The following is a 20,079-nucleotide window of genomic DNA, read 5'->3' as shown; positions in this document are numbered from 1 at the left end:
TTTTATTTTTGTACTATTTTTCGAAAAAGAAGATTCCGGTCCCTTTCCAAAGGGGCATGCCTCTTGCAAGGCCTTTCCTTGGGGCTATAATGAAGCCAACCATTCCAGGTGGCCAGAATCGGCAGAATAGGGAAGCAGGTGCGAGTCCTGCACTCGGTAAGAGAGCTGTAAACGGGGATAAACCTACCATCCGCCACAGGCGGAACGTCACTGCATCTGAAGGTGTGGGAAGACGGTAGAAGTAAGAAGATCCGTAAGTCAGAAGACCTGCCTGGGAAAACGGAGAGCATCCATGCTTTTGCACTTTCGCAGCTCTCCGGATCTTCCTGTCTCTGGTCCTCCTGTGTCTATCAGAGGAGGAACAATGGTTTTCGTTCGAAGGGCTTTCGCCATTTTTCTTTTGCTTTTGTGTATGTCAACTCTGCTTTCTGCCGGAGGGACACAGGAGCCGACATCCGGTCGAAAGGCGGTAGGTAGCCCGCAGTCGGGGATGGCGATTTTGGGCGAGAGCGACGCGTCGGTACGCTTTCGGGAGGCTTCGGGCCGGATTGTCGAGATTCCCAAATTCCCCAAACGAACCGTCGTCATGCACAATTCGATACTCGACCTCTGGTATATGGCCGGAGGAACAAGCCTTGCCCGCCTGAGGGGGGCAATCAATGTGCCCGCCGAGGCAAAAGATCTTCCCGTGCTTGGTTCCATTGCCAGTATCGATGTCGAAAAAATCATGAAACTGGAACCGGACTTACTTATCTTTTCGGGAACAAGTGAATACCAGCGAAAAATCAGTGATTTTTTTGCCTCCGAAGGGGTGGCAAGCCTTGGGATCAATTATGAAAACTATGATGATTTCCGTCTCATCTTCGATCTCTTTACCAGGCTCAACGGCCGACGGGATCTCTACGAAGAGTATCTGATACCGACGCAGGAAAATGTTCAGTCCATTATCGATCGGGTACCGAAGGGAGTACACCCGAAGGTGTGCATCCTCTTTGCTTCCACTAACTACGTGAAGGTGGAAACCGAGGAGACCGTGACCGGAGACTACTGCAAGCGTCTTGGAGCGGTGAATATTTATCGTGAATCGGCCTTCGAAGGAGCCGGTCGAGTCGACCTCAGTCTTGAATATATCCTCGAACAGGATCCTGATTTCATATTCGTCACCACCATGGGTGATGTGGAAAAGTGTACGGCCAGAATAGAGATGGAGGTTTCATCCAATCCCGTGTGGGCTTCCCTTTCGGCTGTGAAAAACCGACGGTTTCATTACCTGGATAAGTCCTTTTCCATCTATAAGCCGAGCCGTGCCTATCCCGAGGCATTTCAGAGGATTGCCGAACTCCTGTATCCCGGAACGGATTTCAGTCTCGGTTCCGGGGAGGGGAAGGCTGAGTGAGCCGTTTCGATATCAGGAGCCGCACCAGTTACCGTCTTGCAATTTTAGTACTTCTTCTCTGTCTGCTGTTTGTCGCCCTCCTTTTAGCGATTCGTTTCGGCTCTTCCGGTTTTAGCTTCCGCCAGATCCTTCGGGCTCTGTTTTCCGACACTACGTCGGTGGACCACCGCATCCTGATGATGGTGCGGATGCCGCGAGCCATTGCCGCGGCCCTGGTCGGTTTTTGTCTTGCCCTTTCCGGTACACTCCTGCAGGGGGTGATGCGCAATCCCCTTGCCTCGCCGAATGTGATCGGGGTTTCCGCCGGGGCCGGGCTTGCGGCGGTCTGCATCTATATCCTTTTTCCCGGCCACTATTTCCTTGTGACGCCGGTGGCATTCGGCGGGGCCTTTTTGGCCACTCTTTTGGTCTACCTGCTGGCCTGGAAGGGGGGAGCATCCCCATTGCGTCTCGTCCTTTCGGGAATCGCCGTCTCCTCCTTTCTCGGCGCCGGAAGTAACGCCTTGATGATCTTCTTTCCCGATCGGGTTCAGCACGTGATCGGCTTTATGGTGGGAAATCTCTCTGCCGTCACCTGGCAGCAGGTCCAAATCCTGTGGCCCTACGCCCTCATAGGGTTTCTTTTTTCCATGCTATTGGCGGACCGACTCAACATTCTGCTTCTCGGCGACGAAACGGCCAATAGCCTGGGCCTCAATGTCGAGGCCTCCCGCATGTTTTTCATGCTGATTGCCTCCCTCCTCGCCGCATCTGCGGTCAGTATTGTGGGACTCCTGGGCTTTGTGGGGCTGATCGTTCCCCATGTGGCGCGGCTTGTGATCGGGAATAACGCCCGTTACCTCATTCCCGCTTCAGCCCTTCTCGGGGCCGTTGTTGTTCTTCTCTGCGACACCCTCGGGCGGGTCCTCCTTCGGCCTCAGGAGCTGCCGGTGGGTATCATCATGGCGATGTTGGGTGCACCCTTTTTCCTTTACCTGCTCAGGCAAAAGGGGGAGAAAATGGGAGGCGGCCATGGTCATTGAGGCTGATAAGCTTTGTCTTGGGTACGGCGGCAAACCGGTTGTTAAAGATCTCTCTCTTTCCGTGCCTGCCGGCTCCTGGGCATCAATCATCGGTCCCAACGGCTGCGGGAAATCGACGCTTCTGAAGGCCCTTTCCCGCAACCTGAAGCCTGTTTCCGGTTCCGTTAGGGTCATGGACCGGCCCTTGGAGAATTACGGAGGACGGAGCCTTGCCCGAACCATGGCCTTTCTCGCCCAAACTCCCCAGATCCCCGATTATTTTTCCGTGAAGGAACTGGTGGGCTATGGCAGATATCCCCATACCGGATGGTTCGGCAGCCTACGTCCCCGGGACCGGGAGGCTGTTGAGCAAGCGCTGGAGGCAACGGACATGCTTGACTTTAGCGAGCGTGAGGTTGCAAGCCTTTCCGGTGGTGAACGCCAGCGGGCCTGGATCGCCATGGCCCTGGCCCAGGAGGCGGAACTCCTGCTTTTCGACGAGCCGACGACTCATTTTGATATTGCCTACCAGTTCCAGATTCTCGAGTTGATTGACAGGTTGCGAAAGGAGATGGGGCGGACGGTGGTGACGGTGCTCCATGATCTCAACCAGGCGGCCCGTTACTCCGACCAGCTTTTTGTGATGAAAAACGGTTGTATTTTTGCTACCGGGGAACCCTCGGTGGTCCTTACTCCGCAGCTCCTTGGGGATGTCTTTTCCATCGATGTGCGGCTTCTGCAGGACGAGGAACTTGATTGTCCCTTTGTCGTTCCCCTGGGAGGAAAACAGCAATGAAGCGTATCTCTTCCCTTACCCTTCCCCGTTTCGTGATTGCAGGAGCATCTTCCGGCAGCGGCAAGAGTACGCTGACCCTTGCGCTGATTGAGGCACTTCGTCGGCGCGGCTATCGGCCTCTTCCCTGGAAAGTCGGGCCCGACTATATCGATCCCGGTCACCTCTCTGCAGCCGCAGGCCTCCCTTGCCGAAATCTCGATCCGGTGCTGATGGGCGAAGCGGGAATGGTTTCCTCTTTTGTCGGGCACTGTAATGAGGCCTGCCGAAAAGAGCAGAAAAGCCTTGCGGTTATAGAGGGTGTTATGGGCCTTTTCGACGGCAGGGGCGGAATCTCTTCCGAAGGCTCCACCGCCTCGGTTGCAAAAAGCCTCTCGGCTCCCGTGATTGTGGTCATCGATGCGGGAGCTGCCGCCCAGACCGCCGGGGCGGTTGCCCTGGGCATGCAGCAGTTCGATCCCGACTGCCCTGTCGCCGGTTTTATCGCCAACAGAATCGGATCGGAGCGCCACTTCTCCATGGTTCGTAGGGCCGTGGAAGGGGCCACCGGTCTTCCGGTTCTGGGCTGGCTTCCGAAATCGTCCATGCCGTCCATGCCGGAACGCCATCTCGGCCTGGTGGCCGCCTGGGAGAAGGAGGGGCGGCAACGGCTTTCCTCGCTCCTGCATATCCTCGGCGATGCTGCTGCCGAGCATATCGACCTGGATGCTCTGCTTGCCATCGCCGACTCCGTTTCTTCCCTTACACCGATCCGGGGCGAAAGCAGCGATGGTATCGATATTTCGGGCAGGTCTGGTGGGGCCGATAGGGCTATAGCCGGGATCGGGACCGATACTCCTTGTCTTGCCGTGGCAATGGACGATGCCTTCCACTTCTACTACCAGGACAACCTCGATATGCTGGAAGCCTTGGGAGCCAGAATCGTTCCTTTCTCGCCTCTTTCGGCAAGCCGGCTTCCCGATGGCTGTGACGGTGTCTACATTGGTGGCGGTTATCCCGAGCTTCATGCAGAGCGACTTTCGGCAAACCGCACGATGATCGAATCGATTCGGGCCGCTTCTTTTGACAATATGCCCATCTACGCCGAATGCGGAGGGCTCATGTACCTTTGTCGGAGGCTGTTTGTCGGGGGAAAAGGGTATCCCATGGCCGGCCTCTTCGATACAGAGATCGAGATGGGCAACAAGCTTTCGGCCCTGGGCTACCACAAGGCCAGGGCACTAAGGCCGAGTGTGATCGGTCCTGCGGGAATGGAGTTGGTGGGACACATTTACCGTTGGTCAAATATGGTGAAAGGTCCATCCGAAAACGAATGGCTTTTTCGACTCGACAAGGAAGGAACGATAGGCTTTGACGGCCTTTCGGTGCGTAGGAGTACGGCTGCCTATCTTCATCTCCACTTTACCGGCGTTCCCGAACCTGCGCGACACCTTGTGGCGGCTTGCAGGGAGTATCGGCAATCAAGGAGTAAGAACGATGAACAGTAGCAGAGGAAAGGTGATTACCGAAGAGAGTTTCCGCATCATCAGGAGCAGGCTTGGGGATTTTTCCGCAGGCGATGATGTGACGGAGATCGTGATCCGTATTGCCCATACCACCGGCGATGTTGAGTTTGGAAAGAGCTGTTATGTGCCTAAGCTTTCCGTGAAGCGGGGAATAGAGGCGATATCTTCGGGCTGCCCCATTGTCACCGATGTGGAGATGGTGCGGACGGGAATTCGTGCTGCTTTGGCAGAGAAACTGGGATGCCGTGTACACTGTTTTCTCAACGATACCGAGGTGATTGATGGGGCCAGGCAGAGCGGAGAGACCCGGTCGGCCCTGGGAATGCGGCAGGCGGCAGAGTGCTCTCTTTTGAACGGGGCCGTGGTTGCCATCGGCAATGCGCCAACCGCCCTTTTTGCGCTCCTTTCGATGATAGAATCGGGCCGGGTGAAACCGGCGCTTGTGGTCGGTATTCCGGTGGGCTTTGTCGGGGCCCTTGAGTCGAAACAGGCCCTTTACGATTCCGGTTATCCCTGCATTACCAACCTGAGCGAACGAGGCGGAAGTCCCATTGCCGCGGCCATCGTGAACGGATTGCTTTTTCTTGCCGAACAAAGGGCGGAACAGAGGGGCTGAGCATGGCACAGTGGTACGATCAGGAGCTGGGGAAGGTCTCGGGCATGCGTCTGGGGATCACCACCGGCAGCTGCGCTCAGGCAGCGGCCAGGGCCGCCCTTGAATTTCTCCTCGGCACCTTTGCGGATAAACGGGTCGAAATCACCCTTCCGAAGGGTCACAGGCGCTACAGCGGCAGGCAGATTCTTGTTCCCATAGAGCACATAGGGGCGACTTCCGACGGAATAGGGGCCGAGGCTCTGGTGCGCAAGGATTCGGGGGATGATCCCGACATCACCGACGGCATACTGATCGGTGCCAGGGTTCGCCTAAAAGAAGGGAACGGGGTCGAAATCGACGGCGCAGAAGGGGTCGGGCGCATTACCCGACCGGGGCTTGCCGGCAAGGTGGGAGAGGCGGCCATTAATCCGGTTCCCCGGAAGATGATACGAGAGGAGCTTTTACCCTTACTGCCAGAAGGGAGGGGCTGTCAGGTCGAAATCTTCGTTCCCGAAGGGGCTGCCCTGGCCGGAAAGACCTGGAATCCCCGGATCGGTATCCTGGGCGGGATCTCGATTATCGGAACCAAGGGGGTGGTCGAACCCAAGTCGGAGGAGGCCTACAAGGCATCCATCAACCGGGTGATCCACAGTTATCTGAAAAGCGGGATGAGCCGTTTGATTATTACCCCAGGCTATGTGGGTGAGGCCTTTCTCTCTTCCAGGGGCATCGCGTTGGACCGGGTGGTTACCGTGGGGGATCATGTGGGCCATGCCCTGCTCCGCGGGGCCGACCATGGGGCAAAGGAACTTCTTCTGGTCGGCCATATCGGAAAGCTAACAAAGATCGCCGTTGCCATGTTCAACACGCACTGGAGCAGCGGGGATGCCAGGCTCGAGGTGATCGCCGCCTATGCAGGCGCCGCCGGTGCCTCGGCCGAGATGGTCCGCAGGCTTCTGTCGCTGAACCTTGCCGAAGAGGCGGTTGCCTTGATACACGACTGGGGCCTCGATGAAATTTGGAACGCTATTGCCCGCCGGGCTGCCGAGCGGACGGAGAAACTGGTGGAGAGGCGTTGTGCGATCGGCGTCGTGCTTCTCGATTTGAAAGGCAATGCCCTGGGCTCCTGGCCGAAGGAGCGGGTGGAAGGATGGCTGAAATGATCCATATCATCGGAACAGGGCCCGGAGATGGGCGCTACACCCTCGATCAGGCCCGTGAAACCATAAAAAGGTGCACGGCTTTTGCCGGATTTCGGAGCCATGCCCTCCGCTTTATCCCTCCCTCAATCCCTTTTATCGATCTCTCTTCGGAGGGAGGAAGGGGCATCTATTCAGGGCTGAATGAGATAGAGCGCCTGCGCCTGGAGGGGGAAGACGAGATCGGTATCCTGGTATCCGGGGACCCCGGTTTTCATAGCCTGCTTCCCCTGGTCCGTTCCCGCTACCCTCAGTGGGAGCTTCGCATCGTTCCCGGCCTAAGCGCCTTTCAGGTGGCCTGTGCAAAGATCGGCATCCCCTGGCAGGAACTGGAACTGGTATCCCTCCACGGCAGCGGAGGCGAGGATATCGCATCCTTTGTCCGCAGATTCGTTTCCCATCCCCCTTCGGGGATGAGTGGATTTGTCGTCCTTACCGCAGGTCCTTGCGGCGGCCGGGATCTTGCCGAGAGGATTATTGCGGAAGATCCAGGTTATAGCGGATACAAGGCGTGGTTTTGTCGGGACATCGGCGAAGAGGGGGAGTCGATCGTCTATTGTCGCCTGGATGCCGTTCAGGAAGGTGGGCGGCTGTGTACGGTTATCATACCCAGGATGGAAAAGGAGTCAGTGTGAAGGTTTATTTCATCGGTGCGGGACCCGGGGATCCCGAACTCATCACCCTCCGGGGGCGTCGGCTTATCGAAGAAGCCGAGATTGTCATGTATGCCGGTTCTCTGGTGAATCCCAAACTGCTTGACTGGGCGCTGCCCGAGGCAGAGATATACGACACCAGTTCCATGGATCTCGATGCCATATGTGCCGTTTTCAAGAAGGGAGCCGACCACAATGGGAGTATCGCCCGGCTCCATACCGGAGACCCCTCTCTCTACGGTGCCATCGGCGAGCAGATTTGCTTCTGCCGAGCCGAACAGATTCCCTGGGAGCTTGTCCCCGGTGTCAGTTCTTTTTCCGCATCGGCGGCTGCCCTGGGCCGGGAGCTGACCCTTCCTGGGATAAGCCAGACGGTGATTCTTTCCAGACGGCAGGGACGTACCCCTGTGCCCGAAGCCCAGAGGCTCCGGGCCCTTGCCCGGTCACAAAGCACCCTGGTGCTCTTTCTCAGTGCCTCCATGGTAAAAGAAGCAATGGAGGAGATTGCTCCCTTCTACGGTACCGACACCCCTGCTGCAGCGGTTTACCGGGCAAGCTGGCCGGACCAGCGGATCATCGAGGGAACCATTTCCACCCTTGCCGGGCTTATGCAAAAGGCGGGAATCGACAGGCAGGCCATCATCCTTGTCGGCGATGTTCTGAACCCCGGTACCTTCGAGGCCTCCAAGCTCTACGATGCGAATTTCTCTCACGGGTTTCGAAGTAGTCGGGAAAACGCAGGAGGTGGAGCGTGAAACTGGCTGCTCTCTGTATAAATGAAGCAGGGAAGAACGCCGCAGGCCAGCTTACCGGGCAGATGCCCAATCTGTCTGTTGTCGATTGCAGCCGACCGGGCAGTCTCGCAGAAGAGAGTGCACGGCTCTTTGTCCTCTGCGATGGACTTATTTTTTTCTCTGCGGTGGGAATCGCCGTCAGGATGATTTCCGCTTTTCTCCGGGATAAGTATCACGATCCTGCGGTGGTGGTTGTCGATAATGGCTGCCGCAATGCGGTGAGCCTCCTTTCCGGACACGAGGGTGGAGCAAACCGGCTCTGTTGGGAGGTCTCCCGTATCCTGGGCTGTCGCCCCGTTGTGAGTACCGCCACCGAGGCCCGGCGCTCGATTGTGCTTGGTATTGGGGCCCGTAAGGACATCCTTGCATCCGCCGTGAAGGAGGCCGTTACCACCGCCCTTATGGAGGCCGGCCTTTCTCTATCGGATGTCAGAATTGCAGCCACCATCGGTAAGAAATGCCTGGAACCAGGCCTCTTCGAGGCTCTTGCCGACCTCGACATTCCCCTTACCCGGGTGAGTGCCCGGGAGATCAGCCGCTTCTCCGGCGCCTTTCTCCCCAGTGCCGCCTCCCGGCACATCGGCATTCCCGCCGTGGCAGAGCCCTGCGCCCTGCTTACTGCCAGACAAGGTTCTATAATTGCGCCCCTGTATCGCCGCGACGGGGTGACGGTTGCGATTGTCCGGGAGCGGATAGGCCCTCTTTCCATTTCCGACGAGCTGGCCGCTTCGGCTGCTTCGGTCGATTTGCCGCAAGTGGCCGAAGCGATCAATAGTGTGGATGAAGGGAGGGCCGGGGAGCATGCGGGAGACGAGGTCGAAGGGCTGCCCCCCCACCGCAAACAGCATCATACAAAAGGCGTGTTGTACGTGGTCGGGATCGGACCGGGATCGCCGGAGCATATGACCCTTGCGGCGATTCGGGCCATCGAAGCGTGTGAGGTTGTGGTCGGTTACAATCGCTATCTCCAATTTCTGGGGGAGCTCATTGAGGGAAAGGAGACCGTTGCTTCGGGGATGCGGAAAGAGAAGGATCGGGCCGTCGCTGCCATCGATCTTGCCCGAACGGGGAGACGTGTTGCTGTTGTTTCCACCGGGGATGCCGGTATCTACGGTATGGCGGGGTTGATCCTGGAGTTGGCCGGGACCGATGCGGGAGAGTGCTTTGATCTGCGCATCCTTCCCGGAGTCACCGCTGCTTCTTCTGCCGCTGCCTTGCTTGGTGCGCCGCTGATGCACGACTTTGCGGTCATCTCCCTAAGCGATCTGCTGACCGAGGCTTCCCTGATCGAGAAACGGCTGCGCCTTGCCGCCGAGGGAGATTTCATCACCGTGCTATATAATCCGAAAAGCCGAAGCAGAAAGGCCTTGCTGGAAAAGGCTTTGGAGTTCTTTCGCGCTCGTCGGTCTCTGGATACTCCGGCTGCGGTGGTGACAAACGCCCTGCGCGAGGGCCAATCGGTCCGTCTTGAGAGCCTTGGAAGCATCGATGCCGATGATCCTGATATCGGCATGTCCTCGGTTGTGGTAATCGGCAACAGCAGTTCCTATCGGCAGGGGCGATGGTTTATCACCCCCAGGGGGTACAAAATCGAGGAGTCACATGAAGGATAAACGACCCTATAGCCACAAATTCTTTGAAAACCGCGACTGTCGCTATTATCCCTGCCACCGGGGGATCGAAGAGATGAACTGTCTTTTCTGCTTCTGTCCTCTCTATCAATTTCCCGATTGCGGAGGGGATTATCGCTTAACTGCCGACGGGGTCAAGGATTGTACCGGCTGCATCAGGCCGCACATTCCTGAAAACTACGATCTCATCATTGCCGAACTCAAACGGCGAAAAGCTTCCCCTGGTGGGAAGAAGAAATAGGTTTCATGGCTGGGGTGGATAAACTGCGCATCGGCCTTGCCGTCATGGAAGCAAGGCCCGGAGATCTTCGGCACAACGCCGCGATGGTAGGGCACTTGTGCGAGCAGGCGGCCGAAGCGGGGGCCATGCTGATCTGTTTTCCCGAGGCAGCCCTCACTTCCTATAGCGGCCCCAAGGCCCGGGAATTTGCCCTCTATCCGGAGGCGGTATCATCCATTCTTCTGCCTCTGGCCGATCGCTACGGGCTGACAATCTTTTGTGGTTTTATCGAGGCCGGTGAGTCAGGTGGCAAACCCATTGTTTCCCAGGCCGTGGCGCTGCCCGGGGCTTCTGAGATTGGATTGTACCGAAAAAGTCATCTGGGCACTTTGGAGCAGGAATGGTTTGAGGCGGGCAATGAGATAGGCCTTTTCGACATCGGCGGGATGATTGGTGTCGGGGGCTCGGCAGGGCCCACGGTCGGCATCCAGCTGTGCATCGAGACACATCTGCCCGAGATTGCCCTGGTCCAAAGTCTTAGAGGGGCGGCTCTGATCTTAGCCCCCTTTGCCTCTCCTCTTTCCGTCCAAAGGCGCCGGGAGCTTTGGCTTCGATATCTCCCGGCCCGGGCCTATGATAACGGCCTCTATGTCGCTTCCTGCAACCTTTGCGGAGGGCACTTCGGCGGCGGCGCGCTCATCATCGATCCAAAAGGACAGGTTGTGGCCGAAGATTTTTCCGGCCGACAGGCCTTGCTCTGTGCAGATATCGACCTCTCCCTTGTAAAACATCTTCGGCAGCAGGAAAACACGAAAAACCCGGCCATGGGAGACCGCTGGTTTCCTTCCCTTCGCCGGCCGGAACTCTACTAATCGCGTTTTTACTTCCGCCTGCTTCGGATGAGAGCCACCGAAAGGTAGCCTTGCTCCTTCTCTGCCAGGTCGATAAGGCGCCCTGCTGCTTCCCGCTCCAGGCCAACACCTACGACAAGATGGGCCTGCTCAGCCAAGCCCCTTTCGCTAACCCACCGGGCCAACTCCTCCAGACGTGAGCCGATTTTGTATACGACGATACAGTCCGCAAGGGGGAGGTAGGCATCGAGTTCATCGAGGTTCTCAGGCAGCGGGAGGAGCGCAAGCCGCTCTTTCCCTTCGACCAGGGGCAGCCCCAGGCGGGCTGCTGCAGCATTTGCCGCCATGATGCCGGGGATTACCGCAATGCCGGCGTTCGGTTGTTGCGCCTCGACCTCTCGGCGAAGATAGATCCAGGTGCTGTAGACCGATGGGTCTCCCAGGGTGAGGAATACCGCCCGAAGCCCGCTGTCGAGGGCCTTGATAACCGGGGCGGCCGCCTGACTCCAGGCTTTCTGCAGGGTTTCGGTATCTTTCGCCATGGGAAAGGTGATCTTTTGAATCTTGCTTTCGTCTATTCCCGTACCAGCAGCGATGGAGGCCGCCAGGGATGCTTTTGAAAATCTTGAAACCGGTGTGAAGACGATGTCCGCTTCCTTGACGGCCTGGGCCGCAGCAAGGGTTAAAAGGCTGGGATCTCCCGGTCCGACACCAATGCCGATTAATTTCGCTGTTGCTCTTGTGTGCAGGCTCTTCTTTTCTGCCATGGGGCGATACTATGCCTGTCGGCAGGGCCGGGTCAAGATACATTGCGAAATCGTCGCCATCGGGAAGCGTTACCGTATTTTCCGCTTGATCAGCATTGTCCCCAGATAGACCGCTGCGGCGAAAAGGATGATGGTGGCACCTGCCGGTTTGTCCGCCGAGTAGCTGATGGCAAGTCCCCCTCCCGTGTAGAGAAAACTCAACAGCGACGCAAAGATCATCATCTTCCAAAGGTTATGGGAAAAGAGTCCTGCAGTGGCAGCCGGAAGGGTCAAAAGTGCTATAACCATGACAATACCCACGAGCTGAACGGCCAGCACGATGGTAAGGCTGGTAAGCAGAAGCATCAGATAATAGATCCTGCGCACCTTTACTCCCCGCAGCGCCGCAAACTCACCGTCGAAGGTAACGGCGAATATCTCCTTATAGCGAAATAGAATCACCAGAATCAGTACAAGATCCATGACCAGGAGGAGCATGGTGTCGCTTTTCCTGATCATCAGAATATTTCCGAAGAGATAGCTCATGAGATCCTGAGAGTAACCAGGGGTTGCGGCGATGAAAAAGATACCGATTGCCATGCCGATGGCCCAGATTGCGGCCAGAACCGTTTCCGTTCGCTCCCTGCCCCGTCCCGTGATGCCTCCTATGATCAGAGCGACGATGACTGCCGCCACAGCCGCGCCCTGGAGCGGTGTCGGATAGCTCCAGCCGAAGCTCACCTGGAGAAAACGTGCGGCTCCCAGTCCTGCGAGCACCGAATGGGCTACGGCTCCTGCCATGGAATTGATCCTCTCCACGGTGACGTAGGTACCGATGATCCCTGCAGCCGGCGCAAGAAAGAGACAGGCAAGGAGGGCGTTCAACAAGAAAGGAAAGGTAACAAGGTCGTGAAAAAACTGGCCGAAGAAATTCAACACGGTGAATCCTCCTTTGCCGAAGCGGCGGGGGCTTCATTGTGTATATCGTGTAATACCAGCTTCATATCGTCACCGTAGAGTTTTCCAAGGTCTTCTCCCGTTAGTTCGCAGCCAGGATGTCTGGCAAGGGTCCTGTTTATGCAAAGGATGGTATCAGCCAGATTGGAAACGACGGCGGTGTCATGGCTTACCAGGAGTATGGTTTTCTCTCCCTTCAATGAACCCAGAAGGGCGTAAATTTCCTTTTCCGCCGTCCTGTCTACATTGCTGGTTGGCTCATCGAGGATCAAAAGATCTGCCTGGCTTGCCAGGGCACGGGCAATGAGTACCCGTTGGCGCTGACCTCCGGAAAGGGCCGGAAAGGGGCGTTTCTCGAGTCCCTCAAGCCCAACCGTTTTTAGGGCGGAGGCAGCAATGCAGCGATCTTCCCGGCGAAAGAAACCGAGCCTGCTTTTTGCTCCCAGCCGTCCCATCAGAACCACATCCTCCACCGTCGCAGGGAAAAGCGGATCAAAGAGCGTGTACTGGGGAACATAGCCCACCCGTTTCCGGGCTTCCTCCGAAGGAGAATCGAACAGCCGTATCCGACCTTCATCGGGAATGAGGAGTCCGAGTATAAGTTTGAGAATGGTGGTTTTTCCGCCGCCGTTCGGCCCGATGAGTGCGACAAAGTCTCCCCGAAGGATTTCAAAGGAGACCGATTCAAGAACACGATCCTCACCGTAGCCAAAAGAGACATCCTCGAAATTTACCACAGACAGGGGCTCCGTTGACGGAGCCCCTTTTTCTTCATTATCACTCATCAGCGGAGGCCTTCCTCCAGGGCCGATGCCACGGCGTCGAGGTTGGCAATATACTCCTTTGCCAGGGCGCTGACCGGCACAACCATTCCTCCGATCTCTTTTGCCACGGTTTGGGCGCTCTGCCGGGGAAATTCGGGCTGCACAAAGATGATTTCCACATCAAGTTCCTTTGCTTCCTTGATATAAAAGGCCAGCTGTTTTGGGGTCGGCTCCTTCCCCTCTATTTCCAGGGGAATCTGTATCAGGCCGTAGTCGTCGGCAAAATAGCCGAAAGCCGGATGATAGACGAAAAAGCGCTTTCCGCGTAGTGGTTCCAAATCCTGCGCAAGTCGCGTATCAAGGGCCTTTAAATCCGATTCAAGGCCTGCAAGGTTATCCATATATATTTCGGCCCCGTCGGGATCCGCTGCAGCAAGGGCGTCGGCCATGGTCTGTGCCATGACCATCATGTTACGGGGACTCATCCAGATATGGGGATCGGGAGTTCCTGCCTCATGGTCGTGGCCGTCTTCCCCCTCACCTTCGTGATCCCCATCATGTTCTTCATCGTGGGAATGGGCAGCATCCATGGTTCTAAGGGTTAGCCCTTTTCGAAGGTCGATAATGGTAAGATCAGGACTAAGCTCTTTTACCTTCGGCAAAAAGCCGTTTTCAAAGGGAACCCCGATCCGGAAAAGGACTGAGGCTTGAGCAAGAGCGCTCATCTGCTTTGGTGTGGGTTCGTAGGTAGCCGGACTTTCGCCGGGAAGTACTACTACCTCTGATGTAATGCGATCACCGCCGATTCTATCGGCCAAAAACTGGGCCGGCAGAATAGAAGAATAGACGATCGGTTTTTCACTATTCCCGGATGTGGGAGCCGATTCACGATTGCCTCCTGCCATGAGCGGAAGGCTTGCTATAAGCATAAAAAGCAGTGCACTAACAATACTACATCTCTTTTTGTGACGCTTCATGATGATCCTCCTTGAGATCGCACGAAAGATAGTATTCGTGGCACGACTCACAACGCACCACATGGTGATGTTTTGAAAACTTTTCCCAATGATTCTTTTGATCAGGGGTGAGATAACCACTTCCCTGGCAGAGCGGACAGATATTGTCCAGTTGGGCAAAGAGCGCCTTTCTTATAAACTCGGATCTATTGGGAACCCTCCGGAGTAGTTCCGCCAGAGTCGGGTCGGCTTTAAAGGTTATGGTCTCTTCCTTTTGTTGTGCCATCGGTTTTCTCTCCTCTCGATTTTTTGTGAGTATGGTATTACAAAGTAATACTGGTCTTATGAGATGTCAACTACCTTCCGGAGATTCTTTACGGAGATGCCGCCAGCAGGACCGCAATCCGGTAGTTAAAAAGTTCTCTTCCTGCCAGCGTCGGGACATGGTAGGGCTGGTTGGGGTGATTTTCGGGATCCCAGACGATGAAATTACCGGAAGCATCCAGTTTCGGCGCCACGAACCTGACATGTTCTCCCAGTACCATCCCTCGATCATTCACCGGTGGATGTGCTCCCCAGCGCTCGGGGTGGCCTACAAGCCAGACAATGGCACCGAGAAAATGCTCATCAGTACTGATTAAATCCTTGAGCTGAGCATCATCGGCCTTCACTTCCTGTAGCGTGTAAAGGGATGCAAGATGATGATCTGCAATGTAGTGATTCAACTGTTTTACCACGACAGGTGGATGCGTACCATAGTTGTTCCAGCGAATGGTGTTTCCGGGGCCTCTTCTTCCCTGGTCTATGTTGTTGCAGACAAAGGCGGTTTCCGGGTCGAGCCCCTTCGGAAAATCCGCAAGGATTCCTTCTTCGGTAAGGTCCGGGATCCCGATACATGCGGCGGTCATACGAACCAAGGCCGCCTCGCAGCTTAAAAGATGCTGTTGATAGAACTCCTGATGGTGATCGGCAAGCCATGTACAGACTTCCTGTTTCGTGAGCGGCCGATACATTGGTAACTCGGCAGAGGAGGCATCCGAAGAATTTGGCGTTGTCCCCGTGATATATAAAACAGATCCCGAAGGAATCGTTTCGTAAAACCACTGGGCATCTGCTACCGAGAGGCGGATACAGCCATGGGAGGCAGGTTGTCCTATGCGCTTGGCCTCCTCCTCAATAATATGCTGGTCTTTATCCATGGGTACGGAATGGAAGAGATATGTTCCCCCAATAAATCCGACCCAGTACTTCGCCCCTTCTCCGTATGTGTCCGAATAGAACCATTGGCCTCGCTTGTGTCCACTTTCATCGATGATAAAACGACCGGTAGGTGTTGCATTATCATTTTCGGGAAGGCCTGAGGAGCAGATCATCCTGCGGATCTCTTTCCCGTTGTGGTAGACAAAAACCCTTTGTTCATCCAGATTCACCATTACCACATACGCCGATTCCTGCAATTCGGGAGCATTTGGAGGAAACCCTCCTTCTCTGATTACTGGTTCTGCCGATAGATTGGTCGTGATTATCACTACCATCCCCATAAAAAAGAACCGTATAGTGTTCTTGAAATGACTTTGCATAGCGGCTCCTAAACTATATTCTCTGTCTGAAACAGTACCCCATTATGTTCGCTCTTGCGAGGGATCTCCTGAGGCAAGAGAGTGAATGAGTTGCCGACTTGCCGCACTTAACGGATGGCGTTTGTCTTGTACAATACAGATTTCCCGTTCAGGTATATCGATTGAAAGGGTAAGCGCGCGAATCTCACCTGAGGCAAGTGCGGGAGATGCCATTATTTGGGGTACGAAACCTATCCCCAGATTCTGTTTGATAAAAGGGATAAGCAAGTCCGCTGTTGCAAGTTCAATATCGGCCTTCCATGCCATTTCATGCGAGGCATAGAGGGAGGAGTAAAAACGATATGTTGCGGTTTCTTTCGAAAGGGTGATTAATGGGTATGTCGGTAATTCCTCAATGGTAAGAATTCGGTTTCCCAAATGGGAAAACGCAGGTCCGGCCACAAGAACATCCCGGAATCTTTTTACCTCGGTAATGGCCAAATTTTTTTCGTCTTTGATGGGAGTTGTTAGCACCGCAATATCGATCGCTCCCGATTTGATTTCATCGATAAGTACAGGAGCACTGCGGTTGATGATAGTAAGAGTAACCTTGGGATGAGCCTTGTGAAATGATGCCAGTTTTTCCAGTAGATAACAGTGAATAGCGATTTCCGTGGTTCCGATGGCAACCGTACCGCTTTCCAAATGCAAGGCCCTTGACAGAGCTTTTTCTCCTTCAAATATCGATTCACAGGCAGAAGCTATATGGTTGTAGAGTAGTGCCCCCTCCGGAGTAAAGGTAACCCCTTTTTTCGAGCGAACAAATAGACGGCACGATAGATCGTATTCCAGATTCTTGATGCTTCGGCTTACGGAAGGTTGGCTGGTCGAAAGGAGATGGGCTGCGGTTGTGAGATTCTGATGTTTGCCCACATAATAGAAAACCTTGTAATATTCGAAATTCGGATTGGTCAAAATCTTTCCTGCCCTTCTTTGCTTATTATGCGTTTCTGATATGATAACAATATCAACTATTTATTTTAACACTTCCTCCGCTTTGTATATAATCAGCCGAAGATAAAGCTGAACGCTAAAAGGATGAAAAATATGCTTGATTTACTGGAAGCCTTGATGATCTTATGTTTTGGTCTTTCCTGGCCCATTTCGATTTACCGTTCCTATGTTTCCCGGACGGCAAAAGGGAAAAGTCTCTTTTTCGAAGTATTTTTATGGATTGGATATGTCTTTGGTATTTCCAGAAAAATTCTCCAATGGTATGGAAGTGGTTCCGCATCCCTGAATTTTCTCTTCTATCTTGGGTGGTTTTTCTACATCTTGAATATTGTGGAGATTACCATCGATATGGGGCTCTATTTTCGCAACGTTAAACTCGATCGTGAACGTGATGCTGAGCCTGCGATAGAGAAGGCGGAAGAGGTTATAGAGGAGAGCAACGAGATTATCGAACAGATGAAAGAGCTTGAAAAGGGGCTTGATAGCGGGGAAAAATAAAAGATATGGAACCATGAGGTTTCGAGAGATAGGGACTATGCCTCAGAAACATAAAGGCTGGTTCCCTTTTGCGTGCCTAATTTGAGAACCTTTCCCTTTGCCGTCTCTATTTCGAGCCAGCCCCCGCCTTCGGAGCGTCCTATTACATCAATCAGTTCTCCCGGTCTCATTCCGTTTTGCTCAAGATATTTCAGAAATTCTCGATGTTCTTTTCGCTCTTCCACTTTGATAATACAATAGCGATTGCCCGGTTTTGCCTGATCAAGTCTCAATAGCGACTCGGTACTATATGCCCGATAACTTTCCACGTCGCGAAAAATCGGCTGTCCATGGGGATCTTTTTCCGGGTAACCTAACAGGCGGTCGATGTATTCAACGACTTTATCCGAAAGCTCATGTTCGAGAGATTCTGCCTCTTCATGGACATCGGACCAATCCATTTTCAGAACCGTTACCAAAAGGGCTTCAACTAAACGATGTTTCCGAAGCAGCGTTAAGGCTTGATACGTTCCCTTCTCAGTTAATCGGCAACCCTTCCTCGGAATATATTCTACCAAACCTTCAGTGGCAATCCGTTTTATCATTGTTGTAACGGTTCCCGGGGTTACCTTCATCCGTTGGGCCAGCAAGCCCAGGTGAACGATCTCGGAGCTATTATCGCCTGATTCCTCCAGGATGATTTTCAGATAGTCTTCTACCGTTTTCGAAAGGTTTTCTCCCAACGCATTTACCTCGACATGGCTTCCCGGGCAAAAGAGATCCCCCTATGGGTTAAGCGTAACACGTGCCCCTCGGACCGGATAAGCCCTTTGCTTATGGCTGTGGAAAGAACCACATGCGCGAACCGGACATCCCAATTAATATGTTCAAGCAGATGATCCTCACTGCATTCCGTTGCCGATCGCTCTTCATCCCTATGGTGTAACAAGTGCACCGCAAGCATGCTTATTCCGAATTCAATCTTCTGACGTTTTCTTTTTTTCCGAATTGATACTATACCCCTATCGGGGGCAAAAAGAAAAGCCGCTAGGAAGAAAAGGCCTGCGATAGATGCCATCGCACCGGCTGCTGAGGCGTCCATGATCCAGGAGGCCCAGAATCCTATAATCGAAGAGAGTATGGCAAAAAGTACTGCAAGAAGTACCATCACGCGAAGATCGTCTGTCAATAAATAGGCTGTTGCCGCAGGGGCGATCATGAGCGCCACAACAAGAATCGATCCTACCGCGTCAAAGGCCCCGACAGTGGTAATGCTTACATCGATCATGAGAATGTATTGAATCAGGGAAGGGGAGAAGCCTATCGATGCAGCCAAGCCTGGGTCGAAGGTGGCCAGTTTAAGTTCCTTGAAGAAAAGCAAGAACAGAGCAATATTCATTATGAGAATAAAACCCATTACCCAAGCGGTCCGAGGTCCCAAATCAATTCCCTGGACGATGATTCTGTCTAACGGAGTAAATACCAGTTCACCCAACAAAACAGCGTCGGTATCGAGATGCACGTTTCCCGTGTATTGGCTTACCAATATTACGCCGATGCTGAAGAGGGCCGGAAAAACGAGGCCGATGGCAGCGTCTTCTTTTACAAGTGATGTGCGTACCAGTAGTTCCGAGAGAACCACCGTCAGCAGTCCCGTTGCAACTGCTCCGATAAAAAGTAAAGGCGAGGCAAGGGTGTGGGTTATCAAGAAGCCGACGACGATTCCCGGCAGTACAGCATGACTGATTGCATCGCTCATGAGGGACATTTTTCTGAGCACCAAAAAGACTCCGGGGATGGCACAGGCAACGGACACAAGTACCGCTATCAAAATAATTTCTGCTATCATGTTGTTACTCCCTTTTCCAGAGCTTCTGCTTCTTCCCTGCCCTTTGGTGTAAGGTTCCACAGCCGTTTGCTTTGTTCTTCTACCCATCCGCGAGATTGCAGGGCTTTCAGTGCAACCCGGATAGTCCCCTTCCGCCGTCGGATCATGGCAATCGTTCTCTGATCGTGGGCACGCCTATCTTTCCCATGTTGCTGTTCCAGGTGGTAGAGATCGAGCAAAAGACGGTGGAGAGAAAACGAAAAACGATTTTGATAACGCCTTGCTATCTGAGATACGAATCCCCTGTCTGGTGCAAAAAGCAAAGAAATGAGAACTAAAGCAGTCAAAACAAGGACAATGGTTGGCCCTGTCGGAAGATCGGAAACTAAACTGGAAAGTAAAGCACCTATTACTCCTGCCAATGCGCCAAAAAAAGCAGAAAGCAAAACCATGTGGCCAAGTTTGTTAGTCCATTGCCTTGCCGCTGCTGCCGGTGCGATTAACATGGAACTCATGAGGATGACTCCTACCGTTTGCAGCCCGGTAACGATGGCGATAACGATCAAACCGGTAATGATGAAATCAAGGAGCTTCCCCGAAAATCCGATGCTCTCGCCGAAAACCGGATCAAAGGTCATCAATTTAAGTTCCTTCCAGAACAACATCATAAGGATGAGCGCTATTCCCCCGAAGAAGGCTGTTGTTTTGACATCCGCAGGGAGAAGGGCCGCGGCCTGCCCGAAAAGATATTTGTCAAGTCCTGCCTGGGCCGCGTCCGGACGTGATTGGATAAAGGTAAGTAAGAGCAAGCCTATTCCGAAGAATACACTGAGCACAACGCCCTGGGCTCCGTCACTGACGATTCGAGTATTGCGGATAACCGCAAGAATACATGTGGTAGCTATCCAGCCGGCAATAGCTGCCCCGACCAGAAGGACTAATGGGTTTTTACTGCCGGTGACCATAAAGGCCAGCACGATACCAGGAAGGGCCGCGTGAGAAATGGAATCACCCAAGAGACTCTGTTTTCTAAGCAATGCAAAACAGCCCAGAGCTCCCGAGGTGATACCAATGAGGGCCGCCCCAAGGGCCACTGTCCGAAGAGTGAAATCGCCAAATACCTGGATAAGTGTGTCCATC

At 54.0% G+C, this 20,079-nt stretch carries 22 protein-coding genes and 1 riboswitch; of the genes, 12 read left to right on the top strand and 10 right to left on the bottom strand.

All coding sequences use genetic code 11. The annotated features are described in order from the left end of the window. Positions 1 to 89: 89 nt before the first annotated feature. Positions 90 to 289: riboswitch (cobalamin riboswitch) on the top strand. A gap of 75 nt (positions 290 to 364) precedes the next feature. The 11 genes from F459_RS0102790 to F459_RS0102740 are packed head-to-tail and all read left to right on the top strand — an operon-like array spanning position 365 to position 10,659. Then, positions 365 to 1,396, top strand: coding sequence for an ABC transporter substrate-binding protein (locus tag F459_RS0102790; protein WP_033301157.1), 1,032 nt, complete (start codon positions 365 to 367; stop codon positions 1,394 to 1,396). After that, a complete protein-coding gene (locus F459_RS0102785) occupies positions 1,393 to 2,418 on the top strand; it encodes a FecCD family ABC transporter permease (RefSeq protein ID WP_020611215.1) in 1,026 nt (341 codons plus the stop codon). The genes F459_RS0102790 and F459_RS0102785 overlap by 4 nt, the downstream gene beginning before the upstream one ends. Continuing rightward, entirely contained in the window at positions 2,408 to 3,193 is a 786-nt protein-coding gene (locus tag F459_RS0102780; protein ID WP_020611214.1) for an ABC transporter ATP-binding protein, read from the top strand. Before F459_RS0102785 ends, F459_RS0102780 begins: the two co-directional genes overlap by 11 nt. Beyond that, positions 3,190 to 4,677, top strand: coding sequence for a cobyrinate a,c-diamide synthase (locus F459_RS0102775; protein ID WP_020611213.1), 1,488 nt, complete (start codon positions 3,190 to 3,192; stop codon positions 4,675 to 4,677). Before F459_RS0102780 ends, F459_RS0102775 begins: the two co-directional genes overlap by 4 nt. Continuing rightward, positions 4,667 to 5,311, top strand: a complete 645-nt coding sequence (locus F459_RS0102770) for a precorrin-8X methylmutase (RefSeq protein WP_020611212.1) — start codon at positions 4,667 to 4,669, stop codon at positions 5,309 to 5,311. Before F459_RS0102775 ends, F459_RS0102770 begins: the two co-directional genes overlap by 11 nt. A 2-nt stretch (positions 5,312 to 5,313) precedes the next feature. Continuing rightward, entirely contained in the window at positions 5,314 to 6,453 is a 1,140-nt protein-coding gene (gene cbiD / locus F459_RS0102765; RefSeq protein WP_020611211.1) for a cobalt-precorrin-5B (C(1))-methyltransferase CbiD, read from the top strand. Next, positions 6,441 to 7,124, top strand: coding sequence for a precorrin-6y C5,15-methyltransferase (decarboxylating) subunit CbiE (gene cbiE, locus F459_RS0102760; protein WP_020611210.1), 684 nt, complete (start codon positions 6,441 to 6,443; stop codon positions 7,122 to 7,124). The genes cbiD and cbiE overlap by 13 nt, the downstream gene beginning before the upstream one ends. Then, on the top strand, positions 7,121 to 7,897 hold the full coding sequence (gene cobM, locus F459_RS0102755; RefSeq protein ID WP_020611209.1) for a precorrin-4 C(11)-methyltransferase: 777 nt from the start codon (positions 7,121 to 7,123) through the stop codon (positions 7,895 to 7,897). The genes cbiE and cobM overlap by 4 nt, the downstream gene beginning before the upstream one ends. Then, positions 7,894 to 9,549 (top strand): precorrin-3B C(17)-methyltransferase, encoded by a 1,656-nt coding sequence (cobJ, locus tag F459_RS23525; protein ID WP_020611208.1) that lies wholly within the window; start codon positions 7,894 to 7,896, stop codon positions 9,547 to 9,549. The genes cobM and cobJ overlap by 4 nt, the downstream gene beginning before the upstream one ends. Next, positions 9,539 to 9,808 (top strand): cysteine-rich small domain-containing protein, encoded by a 270-nt coding sequence (locus F459_RS0102745; protein ID WP_020611207.1) that lies wholly within the window; start codon positions 9,539 to 9,541, stop codon positions 9,806 to 9,808. Before cobJ ends, F459_RS0102745 begins: the two co-directional genes overlap by 11 nt. Positions 9,809 to 9,813: 5 nt before the next feature. Next, on the top strand, positions 9,814 to 10,659 hold the full coding sequence (locus tag F459_RS0102740; protein WP_020611206.1) for a nitrilase-related carbon-nitrogen hydrolase: 846 nt from the start codon (positions 9,814 to 9,816) through the stop codon (positions 10,657 to 10,659). 8 nt (positions 10,660 to 10,667) lie between these two features. Here F459_RS0102740 and cobI read toward each other — a convergent pair whose 3' ends face one another. From cobI to F459_RS0102705, 7 genes are all read right to left on the bottom strand, one after another. Beyond that, positions 10,668 to 11,405: a precorrin-2 C(20)-methyltransferase gene (gene cobI, locus F459_RS0102735; RefSeq protein WP_020611205.1), complete on the bottom strand. Its 738-nt coding sequence runs from the start codon at positions 11,403 to 11,405 to the stop codon at positions 10,668 to 10,670. Between the two features lie 69 nt (positions 11,406 to 11,474). Continuing rightward, positions 11,475 to 12,323, bottom strand: a complete 849-nt coding sequence (locus F459_RS0102730; protein WP_020611204.1) for a metal ABC transporter permease — start codon at positions 12,321 to 12,323, stop codon at positions 11,475 to 11,477. Beyond that, positions 12,317 to 13,126 (bottom strand): metal ABC transporter ATP-binding protein, encoded by an 810-nt coding sequence (locus F459_RS0102725; RefSeq protein WP_020611203.1) that lies wholly within the window; start codon positions 13,124 to 13,126, stop codon positions 12,317 to 12,319. The genes F459_RS0102730 and F459_RS0102725 overlap by 7 nt, the downstream gene beginning before the upstream one ends. After that, positions 13,126 to 14,082: a metal ABC transporter solute-binding protein, Zn/Mn family gene (locus tag F459_RS0102720; RefSeq protein ID WP_020611202.1), complete on the bottom strand. Its 957-nt coding sequence runs from the start codon at positions 14,080 to 14,082 to the stop codon at positions 13,126 to 13,128. Before F459_RS0102720 ends, F459_RS0102725 begins: the two co-directional genes overlap by 1 nt. Continuing rightward, complete coding sequence (locus tag F459_RS0102715) at positions 14,057 to 14,347, bottom strand: hypothetical protein (protein WP_020611201.1); 291 nt, start codon at positions 14,345 to 14,347, stop codon at positions 14,057 to 14,059. The genes F459_RS0102720 and F459_RS0102715 overlap by 26 nt, the downstream gene beginning before the upstream one ends. An 88-nt stretch (positions 14,348 to 14,435) precedes the next feature. After that, positions 14,436 to 15,602 (bottom strand): L,D-transpeptidase, encoded by a 1,167-nt coding sequence (locus tag F459_RS23145; protein ID WP_169517931.1) that lies wholly within the window; start codon positions 15,600 to 15,602, stop codon positions 14,436 to 14,438. Between the two features lie 81 nt (positions 15,603 to 15,683). Continuing rightward, positions 15,684 to 16,595 (bottom strand): LysR family transcriptional regulator, encoded by a 912-nt coding sequence (locus F459_RS0102705; protein ID WP_020611199.1) that lies wholly within the window; start codon positions 16,593 to 16,595, stop codon positions 15,684 to 15,686. 132 nt (positions 16,596 to 16,727) lie between these two features. Here F459_RS0102705 and F459_RS22050 point away from each other — a divergent pair, with 132 nt between their 5' ends. Then, positions 16,728 to 17,132 (top strand): hypothetical protein, encoded by a 405-nt coding sequence (locus F459_RS22050; protein ID WP_020611198.1) that lies wholly within the window; start codon positions 16,728 to 16,730, stop codon positions 17,130 to 17,132. Between the two features lie 35 nt (positions 17,133 to 17,167). Here the strand turns inward: F459_RS22050 and F459_RS22045 are convergent, their stop codons facing one another. The 3 genes from F459_RS22045 to F459_RS0102685 are packed head-to-tail and all read right to left on the bottom strand — an operon-like array spanning position 17,168 to position 20,078. Beyond that, the gene (locus F459_RS22045) at positions 17,168 to 17,854 is read right to left on the bottom strand and encodes a metal-dependent transcriptional regulator (RefSeq protein ID WP_020611197.1); all 687 of its coding nucleotides are present in this window, start codon (positions 17,852 to 17,854) and stop codon (positions 17,168 to 17,170) included. 5 nt (positions 17,855 to 17,859) lie between these two features. Continuing rightward, positions 17,860 to 18,960 (bottom strand): metal ABC transporter permease, encoded by a 1,101-nt coding sequence (locus F459_RS0102690; protein WP_020611196.1) that lies wholly within the window; start codon positions 18,958 to 18,960, stop codon positions 17,860 to 17,862. Further along, on the bottom strand, positions 18,957 to 20,078 hold the full coding sequence (locus F459_RS0102685; RefSeq protein ID WP_020611195.1) for a metal ABC transporter permease: 1,122 nt from the start codon (positions 20,076 to 20,078) through the stop codon (positions 18,957 to 18,959). Before F459_RS0102685 ends, F459_RS0102690 begins: the two co-directional genes overlap by 4 nt. Position 20,079: the final 1 nt, after the last annotated feature.

Origin of the sequence: Sediminispirochaeta bajacaliforniensis DSM 16054 (assembly GCF_000378205.1) — a bacterium.
Lineage (GTDB): Bacteria > Spirochaetota > Spirochaetia > DSM-16054 > Sediminispirochaetaceae > Sediminispirochaeta > Sediminispirochaeta bajacaliforniensis.
The sequence above is the reverse complement of the archived record's forward strand: the minus strand, read 5'-3'. Positions and strand labels throughout refer to the sequence as shown.

Excerpts from the sequence above, each read along its gene's own strand:
- F459_RS0102790 (WP_033301157.1), top strand. The coding sequence starts at position 365 with ATGGTTTTCGTTCGAAGGGCTTTCGCCATTTTTCTTTTGCTTTTGTGT.
- F459_RS0102780 (WP_020611214.1), top strand. The coding sequence starts at position 2,408 with ATGGTCATTGAGGCTGATAAGCTTTGTCTTGGGTACGGCGGCAAACCG.
- F459_RS0102775 (WP_020611213.1), top strand. The coding sequence starts at position 3,190 with ATGAAGCGTATCTCTTCCCTTACCCTTCCCCGTTTCGTGATTGCAGGA.
- F459_RS0102770 (WP_020611212.1), top strand. The coding sequence starts at position 4,667 with ATGAACAGTAGCAGAGGAAAGGTGATTACCGAAGAGAGTTTCCGCATC.
- cbiD (WP_020611211.1), top strand. The coding sequence starts at position 5,314 with ATGGCACAGTGGTACGATCAGGAGCTGGGGAAGGTCTCGGGCATGCGT.
- cbiE (WP_020611210.1), top strand. The coding sequence starts at position 6,441 with ATGGCTGAAATGATCCATATCATCGGAACAGGGCCCGGAGATGGGCGC.
- F459_RS0102745 (WP_020611207.1), top strand. The coding sequence starts at position 9,539 with ATGAAGGATAAACGACCCTATAGCCACAAATTCTTTGAAAACCGCGAC.
- F459_RS0102740 (WP_020611206.1), top strand. The coding sequence starts at position 9,814 with ATGGCTGGGGTGGATAAACTGCGCATCGGCCTTGCCGTCATGGAAGCA.
- cobI (WP_020611205.1), bottom strand. The coding sequence starts at position 11,405 with ATGGCAGAAAAGAAGAGCCTGCACACAAGAGCAACAGCGAAATTAATC.
- F459_RS0102725 (WP_020611203.1), bottom strand. The coding sequence starts at position 13,126 with ATGAGTGATAATGAAGAAAAAGGGGCTCCGTCAACGGAGCCCCTGTCT.
- F459_RS0102720 (WP_020611202.1), bottom strand. The coding sequence starts at position 14,082 with ATGAAGCGTCACAAAAAGAGATGTAGTATTGTTAGTGCACTGCTTTTT.
- F459_RS0102715 (WP_020611201.1), bottom strand. The coding sequence starts at position 14,347 with ATGGCACAACAAAAGGAAGAGACCATAACCTTTAAAGCCGACCCGACT.
- F459_RS23145 (WP_169517931.1), bottom strand. The coding sequence starts at position 15,602 with ATGGGGATGGTAGTGATAATCACGACCAATCTATCGGCAGAACCAGTA.
- F459_RS22050 (WP_020611198.1), top strand. The coding sequence starts at position 16,728 with ATGCTTGATTTACTGGAAGCCTTGATGATCTTATGTTTTGGTCTTTCC.
- F459_RS0102690 (WP_020611196.1), bottom strand. The coding sequence starts at position 18,960 with ATGATAGCAGAAATTATTTTGATAGCGGTACTTGTGTCCGTTGCCTGT.
- F459_RS0102685 (WP_020611195.1), bottom strand. The coding sequence starts at position 20,078 with ATGGACACACTTATCCAGGTATTTGGCGATTTCACTCTTCGGACAGTG.